The 17023-nt window shown below is 63.8% G+C and carries 20 protein-coding genes, 1 tRNA gene and 1 pseudogene; 10 read left to right on the plus strand and 12 right to left on the minus strand.

Going from position 1 to position 17023, the window contains the following annotated elements:
• Positions 1-18 precede the first annotated feature (18 nt).
• From M2428_RS02290 to bcp, 5 genes are all read right to left on the minus strand, one after another.
• On the minus strand, positions 19-1521 hold the full coding sequence (locus tag M2428_RS02290) for a malate:quinone oxidoreductase (RefSeq protein ID WP_277523267.1): 1503 nt from the start codon (positions 1519-1521) through the stop codon (positions 19-21).
• A 78-nt stretch (positions 1522-1599) separates the two neighbouring features.
• Entirely contained in the window at positions 1600-3270 is a 1671-nt protein-coding gene (locus M2428_RS02295) for an ABC transporter substrate-binding protein (RefSeq protein WP_277523590.1), read from the minus strand.
• 235 nt (positions 3271-3505) lie between these two features.
• The gene (locus tag M2428_RS02300) at positions 3506-4180 is read right to left on the minus strand and encodes a fasciclin domain-containing protein (protein WP_277523269.1); all 675 of its coding nucleotides are present in this window, start codon (positions 4178-4180) and stop codon (positions 3506-3508) included.
• Between the two features lie 225 nt (positions 4181-4405).
• Positions 4406-4487 (minus strand) — tRNA-Leu (locus tag M2428_RS02305).
• Between the two features lie 63 nt (positions 4488-4550).
• On the minus strand, positions 4551-5024 hold the full coding sequence (gene bcp, locus M2428_RS02310) for a thioredoxin-dependent thiol peroxidase (RefSeq protein WP_277523271.1): 474 nt from the start codon (positions 5022-5024) through the stop codon (positions 4551-4553).
• Between the two features lie 109 nt (positions 5025-5133).
• On the opposite strand from bcp, the gene M2428_RS02315 reads away from it, so the two are divergent.
• Positions 5134-5646: a MarR family transcriptional regulator gene (locus M2428_RS02315; RefSeq protein ID WP_277523591.1), complete on the plus strand. Its 513-nt coding sequence runs from the start codon at positions 5134-5136 to the stop codon at positions 5644-5646.
• A 62-nt stretch (positions 5647-5708) separates the two neighbouring features.
• Here the strand turns inward: M2428_RS02315 and M2428_RS02320 are convergent, their stop codons facing one another.
• Positions 5709-6338: a DUF2510 domain-containing protein gene (locus M2428_RS02320; protein WP_277523273.1), complete on the minus strand. Its 630-nt coding sequence runs from the start codon at positions 6336-6338 to the stop codon at positions 5709-5711.
• A 191-nt stretch (positions 6339-6529) separates the two neighbouring features.
• Between M2428_RS02320 and M2428_RS02325 the strand changes: the two genes are divergently transcribed.
• Together M2428_RS02325 and M2428_RS02330 are read left to right on the plus strand one after the other, a co-directional pair.
• Positions 6530-6718 carry a hypothetical protein gene (locus M2428_RS02325; protein WP_277523593.1) on the plus strand — a complete coding sequence of 63 codons (189 nt, stop codon included), beginning with the start codon at positions 6530-6532 and terminating at the stop codon, positions 6716-6718.
• A gap of 828 nt (positions 6719-7546) precedes the next feature.
• A complete protein-coding gene (locus M2428_RS02330) occupies positions 7547-8389 on the plus strand; it encodes a hypothetical protein (RefSeq protein WP_277523275.1) in 843 nt (280 codons plus the stop codon).
• Positions 8390-8681: 292 nt separating this feature from the next.
• On the opposite strand, the gene M2428_RS02335 is transcribed toward M2428_RS02330, so the two are convergent.
• The 6 genes from M2428_RS02335 to M2428_RS02360 all read right to left on the minus strand — a co-directional run bounded on the left by M2428_RS02335 (position 8682) and on the right by M2428_RS02360 (position 11878).
• Positions 8682-8963 carry a hypothetical protein gene (locus M2428_RS02335; RefSeq protein ID WP_277523277.1) on the minus strand — a complete coding sequence of 94 codons (282 nt, stop codon included), beginning with the start codon at positions 8961-8963 and terminating at the stop codon, positions 8682-8684.
• A gap of 353 nt (positions 8964-9316) precedes the next feature.
• Positions 9317-9862 (minus strand): hypothetical protein, encoded by a 546-nt coding sequence (locus tag M2428_RS02340; protein ID WP_277523280.1) that lies wholly within the window; start codon positions 9860-9862, stop codon positions 9317-9319.
• A gap of 299 nt (positions 9863-10161) precedes the next feature.
• On the minus strand, positions 10162-10338 hold the full coding sequence (locus tag M2428_RS02345; RefSeq protein WP_277523282.1) for a CsbD family protein: 177 nt from the start codon (positions 10336-10338) through the stop codon (positions 10162-10164).
• Positions 10339-10427: 89 nt separating this feature from the next.
• Positions 10428-10859 carry a hypothetical protein gene (locus M2428_RS02350; protein WP_277523284.1) on the minus strand — a complete coding sequence of 144 codons (432 nt, stop codon included), beginning with the start codon at positions 10857-10859 and terminating at the stop codon, positions 10428-10430.
• A 143-nt stretch (positions 10860-11002) separates the two neighbouring features.
• Positions 11003-11182: a hypothetical protein gene (locus tag M2428_RS02355; RefSeq protein WP_277523286.1), complete on the minus strand. Its 180-nt coding sequence runs from the start codon at positions 11180-11182 to the stop codon at positions 11003-11005.
• 36 nt (positions 11183-11218) lie between these two features.
• Positions 11219-11878, minus strand: a complete 660-nt coding sequence (locus tag M2428_RS02360; protein WP_277523288.1) for a hypothetical protein — start codon at positions 11876-11878, stop codon at positions 11219-11221.
• Positions 11879-12644: 766 nt separating this feature from the next.
• Here M2428_RS02360 and M2428_RS02365 point away from each other — a divergent pair.
• The 7 genes and pseudogenes from M2428_RS02365 to M2428_RS02395 all read left to right on the plus strand — a co-directional run bounded on the left by M2428_RS02365 (position 12645) and on the right by M2428_RS02395 (position 16892).
• Complete coding sequence (locus tag M2428_RS02365; protein ID WP_277523290.1) at positions 12645-12773, plus strand: LPXTG cell wall anchor domain-containing protein; 129 nt, start codon at positions 12645-12647, stop codon at positions 12771-12773.
• Positions 12773-13330: a hypothetical protein gene (locus tag M2428_RS02370; RefSeq protein WP_277523291.1), complete on the plus strand. Its 558-nt coding sequence runs from the start codon at positions 12773-12775 to the stop codon at positions 13328-13330. The genes M2428_RS02365 and M2428_RS02370 overlap by 1 nt, the downstream gene beginning before the upstream one ends.
• A gap of 391 nt (positions 13331-13721) precedes the next feature.
• A complete protein-coding gene (locus M2428_RS02375) occupies positions 13722-13976 on the plus strand; it encodes a hypothetical protein (RefSeq protein WP_277523293.1) in 255 nt (84 codons plus the stop codon).
• A 75-nt stretch (positions 13977-14051) separates the two neighbouring features.
• A complete protein-coding gene (locus M2428_RS02380; protein WP_277523295.1) occupies positions 14052-14576 on the plus strand; it encodes a hypothetical protein in 525 nt (174 codons plus the stop codon).
• 51 nt (positions 14577-14627) lie between these two features.
• A complete protein-coding gene (locus M2428_RS02385) occupies positions 14628-14993 on the plus strand; it encodes a hypothetical protein (protein ID WP_277523297.1) in 366 nt (121 codons plus the stop codon).
• A 118-nt stretch (positions 14994-15111) separates the two neighbouring features.
• Positions 15112-15537 carry a thioesterase family protein gene (locus M2428_RS02390; protein ID WP_277523299.1) on the plus strand — a complete coding sequence of 142 codons (426 nt, stop codon included), beginning with the start codon at positions 15112-15114 and terminating at the stop codon, positions 15535-15537.
• A gap of 634 nt (positions 15538-16171) precedes the next feature.
• A pseudogene (locus M2428_RS02395) lies at positions 16172-16892 on the plus strand (AAA family ATPase).
• Positions 16893-17023: the final 131 nt, after the last annotated feature.

Below are 17023 nucleotides of genomic sequence, written 5' to 3' on the forward strand. Positions count from 1 at the left end.
CCTAGCCCGACACCCGGCTTAGTTGCGGGCGGAGACCTCTTCGAGTTGCAGCGTCTTAGCCGTCTCGGCCTCCAGCTGCGCGGCGAGCTCAGGGTTGTCGTTGAGCTTGACGCCGTAGCCGGGCATCATGTCCTTGAGCTTGGACTGCCAGCCCTTGAAGTTCTTGGGGAAGGACTTCTGGAGCAGCTCGATCATGATCGGCACGGCCGTGGACGCGCCCGGGGAGGCGCCGAGCAGGGCGCCGATGGTGCCGTCACGGCCGGCAATGACCTCGGTGCCGAACTGCAGCACGCCGCCCTTCTTCGGGTCCTTTTTGATGATCTGGACCCGCTGGCCGGCGGTGATGAGCTCCCAGTCACCGTCCTGGGCCTCCGGGTAGTACTCCCGCAGGGCCCCCACCTTGTCGCCGTGGCGCTTGGCGACCTCCTTGATCAGGTAGGCGGTGAGATCCATGTTGTCCTTGGCCACGGCAAGCATCGGGATGATGTTGGAGGGGCGGATGGACAGCGGCAGGTCCAGGTAGGAGCCGTTCTTGAGGAAGTTCGTGGAGAAGCCGGCATAGGGGCCGAACAGCAGGGAGCGCTTGCCGTTGACGTAGCGCGTATCCAGGTGCGGCACGGACATGGGCGGGGCGCCGACGGATGCCTGGCCGTAGACCTTCGCGCTGTGCTGGGCCGCGAGGGCCTCGTCGGTGCAGCGGAAGAACTGGCCGGAGACAGGGAAGCCGCCAAACCCCTTGCTTTCCGGGATGCCGGAAGCCTGCAGCAGGTGCAGGGCGCCGCCGCCGGCGCCGACGAATACGAATTTCGCGTGGATGGAGCCGTGCTCACCGGACTGGGGGTGCTTGAGCGACAGGTCCCAGCCGCCGCCGGACGCGCGCTTGATGTCACTGACGTTGTGGCCGTAGTTGATCTCCACGCCGTTGTTGCCCAGGTACGTGGTCAGCTCGCGGGTCAGGGCGCCGAAGTCGACGTCGGTGCCCTCGGCTGCGCGGGTTGCCGCGACGCTCTGCTTGGGGTCGCGGCCCTTGACGATCAGCGGGGCCCACTTGGCGATCTGGGCGTGGTCCTCGGAGTACTCCATCGACCGGAACAGCGGGTTCGGCTTGAGGGCCTCGTAGCGGGTGCGGAGGAACTTGGCGTGGTCCTCGCCGATCACGAAGCTCATGTGCGGAACGGTGTTGATGAAGCCCTTGGGGGAGCCGATCAGGGAATTCGAGACTAGGTGGGACCAGAACTGGCGGGACAGCTGGAACTGCTCGTTGATGTTCAGGGCCTTGCCGGGGTCCACCGAGCCGTCTTTGGCTGCGGGGGAGTAATTAAGCTCACACAGGGCCGCGTGTCCGGTGCCGGCGTTGTTCCACGGGCCGGAGCTTTCCAGTCCCGGTTCGTCGAGCTTCTCGAACAGTGAAATGGTCCAGGTCGGCTCAAGCTGCTTGATGAAAGCACCGAGAGTGGCGCTCATGATGCCGCCGCCAATCAGGACGACGTCGGCATGTTGGGTCTTGGAAATGAAAGTCACAATCAGTCTCCGATAGCAGCGGCTCTGGCTGTCACAGAATATCCCGCACCGCCCACTAACTGAAATTGGCCCCGTGCGTCAAGGCTTTAGCTCGACCTTTGTGAAAACTTCATTAAGCACCGGCGACGCCGGGTACTTCAGGACCCGGTCCGAGAGCGCCAGTGCCGAGATCGGGAAGGCAATGGGAACCGCGGGCACCGTGGCCGCGATCTGCGCATTGATGGTCTGGTACTGCGACGTGCGGTCCGTGCCGTCCGGCAGGCCCCGTGCCCGGGCGATCTTGGAAAAGACCTGGGGATCCTGGTAGCCGAATTCGCCGGAGTTCGCGCCAAAGAGCGGGCCCACGAAATTGTCGGGATCCGAGTACGAGCCGTTCCAGCCCAGCAGGTGCAGGGCGTGGTCGCCCGGGGAGGTGACCTTCTGCAGATAGCCGTCTGCCCAGTCCACGGGCATGGGCTTGATGTTGAGCCCGATGGCGGTCAGTTGCCGGCTGATCTCGGCGTACACCTTTTCCGGCGTCGGCAGGTAGGGCCGGGTGACGTTGAGCGGGTAGTAGAACTTCAGCACCTCACCCTTGTAGCCGGCCTCGGCGAGGAGTTCCTTGGCCTTGCCCGGGTTGTAGCCGAGCGCAGCGGCGTTGTTGTTGAATCCGCTGAGCTTGGGCGGAACGAACTGGGACGCCTGGGCTGTGTTGTCGATGAAGAACCGGCGGATCAGCGTGTCCTTGTCCAGGCCCATCTCGATCGCCTGGCGCACCTTGAGGTTTTGCAGGATGGGAACGTCCTGGTTCATGCCCAGGTACATCACGGAGAAGGGGTCCCGCTGGATGATCTGCTTTCCGCTCTTGACCAGTTGATCGAAGTTTCCGACCGTGACCGCGTCGTAGGCGTCAATCTTGCCTTCGAGGAGTGCCTGCATCCGGGTCTGGGGCTGATCGTAGGTCACGAACTTGATGGTCCCGATCTGACCCTTGTCGCCCCAATAGTCCTTGTTGCTGGCCAGGGTGACGCTGCCCGAGTCCCAGGAGCCGAAAACGTACGGTCCGGTGCCCACCGGGTGGAGGCCGTAGGCGGACATCGGCTGCCCGCCCCGGCTCTGGTTCAGGACATCCGCGTGCTCGGCGGCGAGGGCCTTCGGCGAAGAGATCGCGAAGGCCGGGAGGGTGAGGGCCTGGAGAAATCCCGTGAAGGGCTGGGTGAGGCCGATCCGCACGTTGTCCGGCGCCACGGCTGTGCAGCCCTTGTAGATGGACAGCGGGGCCTGGTCCGCGTGGGCCTTGAACACACCCTTGAATGTGGTGCCCGAGGCCTGTTTGCGGAGGGCCGGCGAGAAGTTGAACCAGCGGTTGAAGTTGGTGCAGACCGCGGCGGCATCAAACGCCGTCCCGTCCTGGAACTTGACGTTCTCGCGCAGCTTGAACTCGTAGGTCCGGCCCTCATCGGTCTGGGACCATTCGGTGGCCAGCAGCGGCGTGGGCTCGCCGGTGGTTTGGTCCACGCCCACAAGGCCTTCCAGGACCTGGCGGGTGACGCGGTAGGACTCGACGTCGGAGACCAAGGCAGGATCGAGCCCCAGCGGCTCCGAGCCGGTGCCGAAGGTGAAGACGGCTGTGGGTGCAGCGCTGGAGGTTGGTGAGGCGGTTGCGGAGCTGGGTGCCGGGCCGAGGCTGCCCGTGCAGGACGCGAGCGGCAGCACAAGAAGAGCGGCCCCGATGCTGGCGGCAATCCGCCGCACTGTCCTGCTGGGCACTGTACTGCTGGGCACTCGAGAATCACCTCTGGGAACTGGAAGGTCCGCCGGCTGCGGAACAGCCCCAGTCTAGTTGACGGCCGGGGCCGACAGCTTTTGTGGCACACCGTCGCCGGCCACCAGCCACGGTTCCCGCAGCACAAAAAGCGAAGGCCCGCACCTGGTGGTGCGGGCCTTCGCTTCTCCTAATGGTCCAGGGAGTCAGGCTGGAGCCGGGCAGGAGGGCTTGGATTGCCTACTTGGGCATCAGGACGGAGTCGACCATGTAGACAGTGGCGTTGGCGGTCTGGACGCCGCCGCAGACAACGTTGGCGCCGTCGACCTTGAGGGCATCCTTGGTGCCGGTCACCGTGACCGAACCGCCCTGAACCGTCTTGTGGGTGCCGACAATCTGGTCCGGGGTGATCTTGCCGGGGACCACGTGGTAGGTCAGGATCTTGCTCAGCGTGGCGTCGTCCGTCTTCAGGGCCTCGATCGTGGCCGGGTCGATCTTCTTGAAGGCGTCATCGGTCGGTGCGAAGACGGTGAATTCGCTGCCGTTGAGCGTGTCCACCAGGTTGACCTTGGGGTTGAGCTTGCCGGACACAGCGGCGGTCAGGGTGGTGAGAATCGGGTTGTTGGAAGCCGCGGTGGCTACCGGGTCAAGTGCCATGCCCGAGACAGAGCCGGCACCGCTCGGAACCTTGGCGGCGTAGGCTGCGCAGCCGGAGCCGACAAGGTTGGCAGCCGGATCCATGGCGGCGGCGGAGGCGCTCATGGACGGTGACGGCGCCATGCTGGATTCCGACGGCGCCGCGGAGGCGGGGGCCGACGAGGCGGTGGTGCTGGATCCGCCGCAGGCAGTGAGGCTGAGCATGGCGGCAGCTGCGATACCTGCAACGGCGAACGTGGTGCGCTTGATGTTCTGCATTTCGGTTTCTCCTTTGTTGTGCCGATGGTTGCCTGCGGCGAATGTTGCCGCTGCGGCCTTTCCCGACTGTTGGGCACCGACCCTTGGTTGGTGTCTCAATGGGTATTCGGCTGCTCGGAGGAAACGGATGGGTGCAGATGTGAAATTCTTTTTTGACCTCTACAAAACCGCTGAAAACTGCTGAAAACGATGAGAACCCCGGTCCGAAGACCGGGGTTCCCTGTGTGCGCAAGGGGGGACTTGAACCCCCACGCCCGAAGGCACAGGAACCTAAATCCTGCGTGTCTGCCAATTCCACCACTCGCGCGCGGCGCCGTCGTCGTGCCGGGATAAGAACCCCGGCGGCGGTCGCCAGGGTCCATTGTACCTATCAGGCGTCGAGTTTCAGGTCCCGGCGAAGTTTGGCGACATGCCCGGTGGCCCGGACGTTGTACTGCGCGACGGCAACCTGGCCCTCGGCGTCGACAACGATGGTGGAGCGGATGAGGCCTTGGTAGGTCTTGCCATAGTTTTTCTTTTCGCCCCAGGTCGCATATGCCTCGGCGACGGAGTGGTCCTCGTCGGAGAGCAGCGGGAAGGTCAGCCCTTCGGCGGCCGCGAACGCCGCAAGCTTCCCGACAGGGTCAGGGGAGATGCCCACCACCTCATAACCTGCGGCCTGAAGCGCGCCAAGGGAATCCCGGAAATCGCAGGCCTGCTTGGTGCATCCGGGTGTGGAGGCCGCCGGGTAGAAATAGATCACGGTCTTCCGGCCCCGGAAATCGCGCAGGCTGACGTCCTGTCCTTCGGCGTTCTTGAGGGTGAAATCCGGTGCTATAGCACCGGCAATGAGTCGCTCAGGCACGGGTGTCTCCTTGATGAGGTGGGTCGTGAAGTGGGGTGACTATCCAGCGTAGTGAGCCGGTGGACGCCGGACGAATCCGCTGCTCGTTATACTCTTGGGTATGCCTGATATGGATCGCTGGCCCACGGGCCGCCTATTGTCCACGGCAGCACGTCTTGTAGAACACTCCTGGAACGAAAAATTGGGGGCCATTGGCCTGACCCATGCCGGGGTGATCGCCATGGAAGTGCTCTCGGCGAATGGGCCTATGACACAAGCCCAACTGGCCCAACTCGTCCGGGTCCAGGCCCAGACCATGGGCAAGACACTGAGCCGGCTGGAAGCGCACGGCCACATTTCGCGGCAGCGCAGCACCTCGGACCGGCGCAGCCACGTGGTGTCCCTGACTGACCAAGGGCGCCAGGCCGTCACGGCGGCCGCCGACATGGAACGCTCCGTGCTCGCCGCGACGCCCATTGACCCGGACCTGCTGCGCCAGGAACTCCAGGCCGTAGTCAGGGTGCTGGCAACCAAGTCCACGTCCCCGGAGGTCAAGGCCATGGTCACGGGCGCCGAGCCGGGTGCCGCTGCGGCCCCGGGCGTCGCTACCGGGTCCGGCGTCGCCGCCGGGACCGCCCTCTGAACTAGCCAGCGGCCCGAGGGGCTGCACTTCTTCCCTCAGGCCAACCCGCCCCTTGCAGCGACTTAGATCGTCGCGGCCTGGTTCGCCAGGGTGGCCGCGATGGCGGACATCTTGAGCCCGGTGAGCACCACGGTGAGCAGGATGACGCCGATCGTGGCGCACACCGGGGCGAGTCCGCGCCGCGGGGCCACCTCGTGGACAATCACCGAGCGGCCAATCACATAGAGCTCCCGGCTGAGGAACACCCACGCCCAATGGAACGGCCGGACCACGCCGTCCTTACGCAGCCGGTCCCAGTCCAGATACGCCAGGAGCGCGGACACGCCGTAGGCCACGAAGCCGGTGGCCACCAAAAGGAAGTAAGGCGCCGTGAAGATCGACGCAGGATCAATGATCTGGACCTGACGCGTGCCCACGGTGCGCAGCCGGAACACCGGGTTCCAGAACATGAGCAGGATGAGGGACACCAGCGGCAGGGCCACAATCGTCCAGATGTACGGGTTGTAGACCGGCGCCCTGTCACTGATGCGCCTACGCGGCGCCACCAGGTGTTGGGCCGGTGCCGCCGGGAACTGGGGTGCGCTGAACTGTCCGGTCCACGCCGAACCGTTCCACCACTGAAGCCGGCCTGAGCCGGCAGGGTCGGGATACCAGCCAGGGCCGGGGGCTGACGCTTTCGGCGGGACGGTCATGGCTGTACATCCTTTGCGGGGCGTGGCGCGTGCGCTTGTTCGATTCACTCTCCGGTTCTAAGACAGAGAGTACCCCAGCGAACCCCAAGGGCTGGCCCGCCGTTCAGGCGGAAATGGGTAGCCTCGGAGTATCGACGCGCCACCGCTTCGGAGGGACGATTAAAGGGCAGTCACCATGAAGGAGGTCAGTGATGTGCTACCAGTACAACAAGGATTTCCGGCGGGATGCCAGGAAGGATGCCGCGCGGGAACCTGAGGGACGCCCGGAGCCCCGGGTGGAGGCAAAGGAAGGCAGGTTCTGGGGCTTCCCGCGCCGCAGCAAGGAGTTCACAGTCGAAGAGCCGGAGAAGGTAGTTGACCGGCCCCGCGAGAAGGTCTGAGGCCACGATGTGACTCGGCGGCCGCTGAACCCCACATTGACATGTGACGGTTCGGCGGCCGTTTCACGGTTGGGTCGGCCGGCGGAGGCCAATTGCTGCGGAGAGCCCTATGAGGAGGCCACTTAGCGCCAGCAGGGATCCGGCGACGCTGAGCTGCCCGTCCGGTCCCGAATCACCTCGCCCGGCCGCGGCACCAGGCAGCTGCTCAGCTGAGCGGCCCGGGTCCCGGCCCCCGTCCGTCGCGGGAGGCGCGGAGGTCGCCGTCGTGATTGCTGAAACAGACGCCGTGGCCGGTGAAGGCGTGTTGTCTTGGTCCGCTGTTGGAACAGGGTCCGACGTCGGCGGCGCCGGGAGCTGCGCGGGCTTAGTGGGCTGCCCCTGGGACGGCGTTGCCGACGGCTTTCGGGGAGGCGCTTGGGGAGGCGCAGACCCCGACGGTGGCGGGGCGGAGCTGCCGGGGACAGTCGTGCTGGGCGACAGGGAGGCCGACGGCGGGCCTGGCGTCGGCGGGGTCGGGCAGAATTTCGCCGGGAGGAGGCCGGCTGGTCCGCAGGGATCGGCCGCTGCGGGCAACGCCAGGACCAGCGGTGATGCCCCGAGCAGAAGGGCCGCGGCGGATGCGTAACAGGCCTTCCGCATTGAGTTCATCCTCACCATCGTAGGGCTACGCCGCCGGCCGGCAGGGAACCCAGGCCCGGTGATGCTGCTTTTCACTGCCAGAATAGAACCGCCGGGAGGCATATTTGGCGGCAGTGAGTGCCGTCAAAGTCGCTGTCCAATCCCTGACAGGCATTGTAGCCTCGCGGTAAGAACAGCTTGGGGGAGCAGATGACCAAGAACTCCAGAAGCCGGTCCAGCCGGAGGCGGTGGACCATTGCGATCTTCGTCGTCGTGGGCGCCTTGATCGCCATACCCGCCGCCGCAATCGGGCACTTCATGATCAGCCAGGCAGTTGGCCGGGTCACTGTGGTCACGGACGCCGATGGAAAAGAGCGCACCGTGTACTGGCGCGACTATCCTGGCATCGCAGGAGTTGATCCCCAGAAAATTCTGCAAGGACCCACGCCCCAGGAGGGCCATGCCGCCGGGAATGACATGATCGCGGAGGTCCGGGCTGCCCTCACGGCTGAGCTTCAGCTGCAGTGGGCGCCCCCGCCGGGTGGCCGGGACAATTTCGACCCTTTTGTCCACCGGATTCAGAATTACTTCGGAGGTGAATCGCTTCTGACTGCTGTGAATGCGCCTCCATCGCAGAGCACCAGCGTGCCCCGGGCATGGGCGGACAAACGGCGCGCGGTGGAAATCATTGGGACGGTCATCGCCAGGCACGGATACTCGGCGCCTGTCATCGACACCTTCGACCAATGGACTGATGAGCAGCGCATGAGTGACCTTGGCGGACTGACGCCTGAGACACAGGTGATCGTGTCCGGGATGGCGCAGGGACCCGCTGGCCAGTGGATCTCCTTCAACTTCCAAGACCTCTCGAAGGACACAACCGGGCGATTCCAGGAACGCCTCGCCGCTCCTCCCGAGTCTGGCTGGCAGTTGGATACGTTGAGCCTCAGCTATGGCGCCAGCGGGCTCCTGGCAGACGAGGACCGGGAGGAGTTCAAGAAGCGGCTTGAGCCCTTCGTCGGACTGACGCCTCCCGCGCCCCTGGAAACCTAGAAAGCGCTCGGTGGCGGTTGCCTCCGGGTGAATCCGCGTTGAAGGGTCTGTAGGTCAGCCGCCAAGGCAGCCACCCCCGAGGCGGCCGGTACCAGCTCTCGGGTATGAGACTACCCATCCGCAAAACCGATGTGTCAGGCAATCAGCCCTTGCGTTTCCGGAACCGGCGCACGGCCAGCACGATGAAGGCGGCTATGAATGCGACTGGCAGGAGCGCCAGCGGGTTCCAGCCCTTAAAGCTCATTGGTTCCCCTTCCCGTCCGGTGCGTAACGCCAAAGCCCGGACCGCCGGTTATCTGTTGATGGCGAATATCGTGATTACGATAATGCCACCGATGAGGTCCAGCACGCCCAGGATCTTTCCGGCGGTGGCCTTGACCCCGGCTGCTTCGGCCCGCCGGGCCATCATGATCGCTACGAGCCCCATGGCGATACCGAACAGGAACAGGCCGATGACGCCGATGATTATGGAATTGCGGCGGTACTTCATTCCCTGCTGCAAGTGGAAGGCGGCTGCCTCCGACTCCGTCGGGCCGTACAGCGTTCCAGTGTGCAGATCGTTCGACTCGTTCATGTAAATCCCCCAATTATTTGGCCATCGTCGGCGCAATTGAGAGGCTACTACCTACTGGGTTGTTCGGAAAGGTCCGTGCCCAGAGGCGCCTGGACGCCGTATGCGCGATTGTCTTTCCGATGCACGACAAGTGCAACGCCGCCTACGGCCCTGTCCCCTTTTTGGGTAAACCCTGCGCTGGTGATCTTCGGCGCCCTCACGGTGGCCGTCGTCATTGCCGTGATCGTGTCCCTGCTCAAACGAGTGGGAATCCCGACAAAATATGACGCGGCCCCGGCGCCAGGAAGGGGTCGCGGTGCGCCCGTCTTGGAGGGAAGCGTGGGTCGTGGCGGCTCCAGCCGCGGGCTTTTGCCTCACTGGGCCGTGATCTTTATCCCGGCCACTGCCCCGGTCCAGGCGCCTGTCGGGTCGGGCCGGGTCAGTTGAGCGCTGACGTACCCCTTCTGCAGTTGGACGATCTGGGACTGCGCTCTTGAGCAGTCGACTTCGAACACCATGTGTTCGGTTCCGCCTTTGGTGTCCTGGGAAAGGAAAATCTGGGCACGAGGGGTTCCTACGCACGCCGCGGTGACGGTGTATGGGCCAGCACTCGCCACGGTGGCGGCTTTGCTGAAGCCTATCCCTGGCCCGTCGGCCGGCCCGGTGTCGGCAAGGAGCACAGACCCTGGCGTCCTTGCCAGGCGTTGGTGGAGCTCGGCGTAGTTGCTCGCCTCCACGCCCAGAACTCCCGGATCCTTGGCAGGCAGAGAAGGCGCAAGCGGGTGGCTTGGCCCGGCCGCCGCCGGCTGCGTATCGCCGTCATCCTCATAGGCACAAGCCGTCATGCCGCCGCCGAGCAGCATTCCGACAATGAGTGCCGCAACGCAGCGGACTGTTTGTGTTCCCCCAGACCCTGACATGGGCAGAGTCTACGGTCCAGTCGCAGAATGGCAAGTGATCCGCCCTGGAGGTTGGCTCCCGTCATGCGGCCACTTGACTCCGGCCGTGGGTCTTGGGGCGAGAGCGTGTTGAAAGCCGCCGGCGTCGGAGACATTGGGTATTTGTCGTGACGGGTATTTTCTTCGTGATTATCGTCGTCACCGGTTTCGTCCTCTGTCTGCGGCGCCAAAAAGTAGTGATGTCGGCCGTCATGTGATGGTCCGGGCACAACGAAGGGCGCACCTCTCTGTCGGAGATGCGCCCTTCGTTTGGGTTAGGGTCAGTCCTTCTTGAAGGCGTCCTTGACCTTCTCGCCGGCCTGCTTCAAATCGCCTTTGGCCTGGTCAGTCTGGCCTTCGGCCTTCAGGCGGTCGTCGCCCGTGGCGTTGCCGGCAGCTTCCTTGGCCTTGCCGCCGGCCTTCTCGGCAGCGTTCTCAATCTTGTCGCCTATTCCCATGGTGTTTCCTCCTCTGGTGTTGGCAGCCGTTCGATCCGGCCATAACACTATCCTAAGCATGCTTACGATCAGGATTTCAAGTCGTTTTTCTATTTCTTCCCGAAGAGTCTATGGATGCGTTCGCCCAACATCCCACGGATGGATGTGTCCTCGCCCAGATGCGACCGCTGATCAAAGGTCAGTCTTTCAAGTCGTTCCTCTTGCATCCTCCGGACCAACCGGAGGATGCCTAGTTCGGCGATGATCTCTTCAGCTGCTTGGTCCGATGCAGGGTAGAAATCAAGCATCTCCTCTTCCGGAGAAGAGCTTGCTGTGAAGGTCCAAGTCCCGAGCGCGTCCGGATAAACCAGAATCAGACGATTGGTCGACTCCCCTTGTGTAATAACGCCGACACGACCATCGGGCCCCCAGAAACGCGGGTCGCGTAACGCTGACACTGGAACCATTTCCTCTTGTGGTTGATGTGAAACGAATGTGCGGCCGCCGGCCCGAGAGATGCCCGGACCGGCGGTTTCCCTCATCTATCAGGGGATAAGGCCGGCTCGCCCGGTCAGGCCTGGAATCAGAGAGCCTTTCTGCGTTCCGCTCTGTGCTGTCGGCGCAGTCTTCGGGAAGACCGTGAACTTTCCGTCCGGGCTAAGCGCGATAAACCCGTTCTCGAAGGTCACCGCCGTCCCGCCGACCACGTCGTGGACACCGCTCGTGGGGTATCCGAGGGTCGCCTCCACCTCGGGGTGATTGCGTCCAGCCAGGCGTTGGGGAGGTAGTGGACTCCTGCGCCGGTCTTGTAGACGATGCCGCCGTTCTGGAACCACTGGCCGGCAACGACTGTGGCTCCGGACATTCCGTCGGGCTGTCCGATGACCTGGTCCTCGGAGATCTAGCCGACAACCTTGACCCCTCCCGCTGCGAGATACTCCTTGTAGAAGTCGCCGAACACGGCGTGGGCATGGCTCGGGTCTTCGTTGAAAACAGGCACCCGCACGCCGTTCCAGGAGATCATGCCGTGCTCGAAGTTTTGGTAGACGAAGCTTGCACCCGCGTTCTTGACGCTGATCTCACTTGAGGTGGGGAACCCCATGACGTACCGTTCTGCACCGTACTGGGCATACGCGGAGCGGATCGCCCCCAACGTGGCATGGGCGCCGGTTGCCGGCGTCCAGTAGATGATCCCGCCCTTGAACTGCTGATAGACGCCACCTCCGACCGTCCGCTTTTCCTCGGTGATCGGCAGCCCGAGCTTGCCGGCGTCGGAGCCCTGGCTCCTGTATTCACCGAGGATCCCGCCACGGACCGAATGGGCGCCGGTTGCCCGCGACCAGTAGATGAGCCCATACCGGAAGTTCTGGACCCGGTCCGCGTGGCCGCTGTACTCGTTGGAAGTCGGTGCCCCGAGGGTGCGTCCCTGGGAGTTGTAAAGGGAGCCGATGGCCCCGCCGGTGGTGTATCCGGCCGCTTCAACGGGCGCGGAAACGGCGACGGCGCTGCCTGCGAGGGCCAGGAAGGCCATGGCGAGCGTGAGCGGGCGTTTCTTGAACACTGCAGACCTCATTTTTCCGCAGCGCTTGGCGCTGCCTCGGACCGGTGATGTCGGGCTTGACGCGCCGGCTGAGACAGTTCCCCCGCCTGATTGTTCCCCCAGGGTGGACACTACTTTCAACTCACGTGTTTGGGAATAATGAATCGGGACCAAAAAGCTCCACCGGGACCCTTTCGGGCCCGCATGACGAGCCGCCCTCGCGAAACCACTAATACAGCTCAGGGAGCGGCTAGCGGCAATGCGGAATAAGACACGGCCGTGGCAGCCTGATTATTTGTCATGAAAATGACAAGCATACTTCTCTAGTCATTGGACAAAACCCGTGCCTAAAGTGAGCGTCATCACTCACTTCCAAGTCTGGAGGCACGATGTTTGTTGGGGGGAGCATCGTCGATGAATTTCTATGACGCCTGCCTGGCGGGGGTTGACACGAGAGACACCAGTTCGTTCTACGGCGGAAGGTAGGGCATCAAATGGAACCCTCGAGTCGACGGAAAGCATTTATGGCAGGCACGGTGATTCTTCTCGCGGCTGTGCTCGTATGCCTATTCGACGGTCAGTCGCAGTGGATCGGCGCCGGCGCAGCAATACTAGCCGTTTACAGCGCGTACAAGTGGGGCCGCATCGCCGTACAACCTACCGCCCATGAGCGGCCGACGCGCCCATAGAAGTGCGGGCATGCAAGGTACGGAACAGATGTATTCGTTGCCGCACCGCCCACGGCTCGTGTGAGCGGTGCGGCAACGATCAACGTAGAGGAGTCATCATGGTTGAGGGAGCTTTGCCAAATCCGGGCGGAGGGGACCCCACCTGGGTGTTTGTCGTGACAGGTATTTTCTTCGTGATCATTGCCGGTGCCGGGATCGTCCTCTGGCTGCGGCGCCGAAAAGGGTAATGGCCAAGGACATGGCCGTCGAGATGCTAAAGCCCTCACCCCGGGGCAGGTGGGAAAAGGCGGCTGTATCCTCGCAGTTCTGGTTGCTCTTCGTAGCAACCTTGGCCTCGAACGTCTTTCGCGATGACTTGGGCTTCTGGGGCTCCACGGCGTTAGTTGTTGTACTCATGGGCCTTGGATCGGTCGTGCTGGTCCGCAAGGCAGCCCCTGAACGGAAGGAGCGGCTGGCTCGCGACGCCGAGCGCGGCGTCATCGAATGCGCACTCCGGTACGCGGACTCGCATCCCGATTCCCTTCGCGGCCGCTGGTTGCCGGGCTTCGCCGAAATCGGCACCGGCACCTTCAAGTTCCAGCCGGACTACATCGACAAGGGTGAGCCCGAAGGCAAGATCACTGTGTTCTCCGAGGCCGTGAGCCAAGGCCAGATCGAGCCGCCCCCGAAGCGGCCTCCCGAGCTGAAGAAGAACTGGAAGATCGTGGCCCTTGGGACAGATAAGGGCCGGCTGCAGTTTTCTACCGGGGAGCCTGGCTTGACGCTCATCGAAGATCGGCTCTAGGGCGTGGACTTTGGGATCAGGGGCCGCAGGAGCCCGAGGCTGCGGCTAGCCGTCGGCGGTTCACTTCTCATTTGGAACCCGGAGGGTGAGCCATGAGCACTCCGCAGCGACAGCGAACCCCGCTCCCTCCACCGGTTTTAGTCGTCTTGGTCGTGGGGCTGCCGTTTCCCTGATACGGGGGCTAATCCCGGCGTTGCGCACCGAACAATGGGAGTGGCTCACGTGGATGCTCTTAGCCTTTCAGGTCATCGTATTGGTGACCGCGATGGTGTACTTCGTGAGGTTTCTACGGGAGCAGCAGAATGACTATTGGCGAGAACGAGGCAAAGACCCGAAACACCCGGAGGTCTGACTCATGCCGACCACTGAGGGCAAGCGAATGGAGCCGCGGATGACTCGCGGCTCGTGGAAGTTCGGAGCCTGGTCCGCCGGTGGGCAGATTGTGATCAGTGCATTGCTCACCCTCAACAAGCTGTGGCCGGACGATGGATTGGACGTCCTGTCTTTCTGGATCTACACGGTCTGGTTCACAATCAGCGTGATCCAATTCGCGCATCTGCTCCGGGTCCGGAGGAACGACGCACCCTTCTGGGATGAGGACGAAGCCCGCCGGTCCGACTGGGATCGGCGGGGCCGGCAGCTGTAGCCCCGGCCGCGGCTTCGGGGGACAGGCCCCGGTGCGCCTGCTTGCTTCCCTCCGCCTGTCTGCTTGCATGGAGCCATGACTGAGCAGCTGCCGGCAGCGGTAACCGAAGACCTGGACCGGCTGCGGGCAGCCCTGGCCGCCGCCATCCCCGCCAGGACCGCGTCCAACCTTCTGGTCGGGACCTGGAACATCCGGGCCCTGGGTGACCTGACCGCCAAATGGCTGGCCGGGCCCAAGGACTCGCCCAAGCGGGACTGGCACGCCATCGCCTGCCTGGCCGAGGTGATCTCCCGCTTCGACGTCGTCGCCGTCCAGGAATCCCGCCGCAACCCCGCGGCCCTCAAAACGGCTCCTGGCCAGCCTTGGCCCCCACTGGCAGGTCATCATCTCGGATGCGACCGAAGGGGCATCCGGCAACGGCCAACGCCTCGCCTTCCTGTACGACAGCACCCGGGTCCAGCCCGCGGGCCTGGTCGGGGAGATCGTGCTGCCGCCGATCGCGGGGATGACCCGCAGCGCCAGTTCGCCCGCACCCCGTACACCGCCAGCTTCTCCAGGGCCGGGGTGGAGTTCACCCTCGCGTCCGTCCACATCCTCTAGGGCAAGAACCCAACGGAGCGCCTGCCGGAGATCACCGAGTTCGCCCAGTGGATGCATGACTGGGCGGTCCGGCCCAACGACAAGAACTCCAACCTCATCGTGCTCGGTGACTTCAACCTGGACCGGATCGGCGACCCGCTCTACGAAGCGTTCATCTCCACGGGCCTGTGGCCGCCGACCGAACTGAACGCGGTCCCGCGGACGATCTTCGACGACGACAAGACCAAGCACTTCTACGACCAGCTGGCCTGGTTCTCCAAACCTGACGGCACCTCCCAGCTGCAGGGTCGGACCTACGGGCAGCAGGCCGGCACCTTTGACTTCGTCCCGCAAGTGTTCCGGGGCCTGAGCCGCAGCGAGGTGTCCTGGCGGATCTCGGACCACTACCGCTTCTGGTGCGAATTCCTGCTGGCCTGAGGCGAGGACCGGTCACAGGGCGGCTCCTCAGACGGGGATGCGGGCTCCTGACCGCTGGGTCGGATCGGCTCGCTTGCGGGTTCGCCGAGCAATATTATGGCAAGCGAAGGTGGGCTGAATGGCGAAGGTACCGATCGTTTACAAGAGCACGCACCGGGTCAAGTTCTCCGAGCTCGACCCCTACAACCACGTGAGCACAGGGGAATACGCGACCTATTACGCAGATCACCGGATGGAGGGCCTGCGGGACTATGTCGGTTGGGATCTGGAGACCCTGGGCACATTGCCGTTCATGGTCTGGGTCCGGAGGATGGAGATCGACTTTCTGCGGCCTGCTCGGGGCGATCAGGAGATCACCATCACGTCGTTCGTGCGCGAGTTCCGCGGGCCCGATGCGCTTATCGAGTGCGCCATGGTCGATTCCGGCGGAACGAACGTGTCGCGCTGCGTCATGACCGTTGCCCACGTCGACAAGGAAACGAGTCGCGCGACGGACTGGCCGGCCGACGTCATGGCTCTGTTCTTCGAAAAAGAAGCCCCCTGAGCGCTTCGGGTCATGAACTCAGCCGACTGCCGGGCGGATCGACGCCGGGGTCGCAGCAATGCCTCTACCTGGCGGCACGCATGCGCAGCTATGCTCTGGGCATGGGGACCGCAAGGCACCGACAGGCCCTGAATGGCTGGAAGTTTTGGCCGAGAATTGCCGCGGCAATTCCGGTGGGCTTGGCCGTCACCTGGGTCGTCAGAAACTTCAGCCCGGTGGCGCCCGACGCTCTGGCCATCCCGGTCGCCTGCGTCGTAATCTTCGCTGTTGCGGGAGGCTTTCCGCGCCGCAAGCCGGCGAACAAGGCCGCTGAGATGCGGCGTTCAGCACCTGTCGAACTGTAGGCAGTTCCGTCTGGGCGTCCTGCTCTCACGAGGACTGCACGGCTGTGCTGGCTGATTGCCTGCAGGTCCGCAGGCAAGGCGGCCATCTCCGAAGTCGTGCTCGTCCTCGGGCGCCCCGTGGTCCATGACGCCGAGCAGGTCGTGAGCGTTGAGGCCCTCGGTAATGGCGGCCTTCAGAGCGACGACGAGCTCAGGAGCACGCGTCATGCCTTGAGTTTAGGAGGGAAGCGCGACGGTGGCTGAGGACGCTGGCCGCAGGGGCCATGTTTGGGGCCTGCAAGAATAGGCGCATGTCCCTGCACGACTATCCAATCCGACGACTAACAGAGGATCCGAGCAACGTTCTGGACCGCCGGATCTGGCCAGCCTCCCTGGCCCCCGTCGCCCAGGTCCTCGACCAAGGACTCGATCTGACATCCGCCACCATCCTGGTCGGCGAAAACGGGTCAGGTAAATCCACGCTTGTGGAGGCCATCGCCTTGGCCTACGGCTTGTCACCGGAAGGGGGATCAACTGGAGCGCGGCACACCACCAGGTCCACGGAATCTGAGCTTTCCTAATCATCTCCACCTGCTCCGGAACGCCGGCACCGCCAGACGGGGCTACTTCCTGCGCGCCGAAACCATGCACGGCTTTTTCACCTACCTCGAGAAAAATCCGAGCAGGACCGGGGACATCCCATTCCATGACATGTCACATGGCGAGTCTTTCTTGGAGCTGGCCGTGGACCGCTTTCGGGGGCACGGATTGTGGGTGCTCGATGAACCCGAATCCGCGTTGTCCTTCAACGGATGCCTTACCCTCCTCGCCGTCTTGAAGGACTTGTTGGCCGCGGGCAACTCGCAGGTCATCATGTCTACGCACTCGCCCGTACTGGCAGCCCTGCCTGGGGCGCAGATCCTGGAAGCCGGACCTTGGGGTCTACGGCCTCGGGCATGGTCAGACTTGGAAATGGTCACGAACATGCGATCGTTTCTTGAAGCACCCGAGCGCTACCTTCGCCACCTCTAATGCCGACGCCTCACGAATTGCCGCTCTAGGGGCGCGTTATCCGCCGCCCGCAGCACGCGCTCAAAGGCCATCATCTGCAGACCATGTGTGCAGAGCCGGGGCTTCGGCTCATCGCCAAGGCGGAAGCCACG

The sequence above is a fragment of the Arthrobacter sp. ES3-54 genome (assembly GCF_029504395.1).
Classification (GTDB): Bacteria; Actinomycetota; Actinomycetes; order Actinomycetales; family Micrococcaceae; genus Arthrobacter.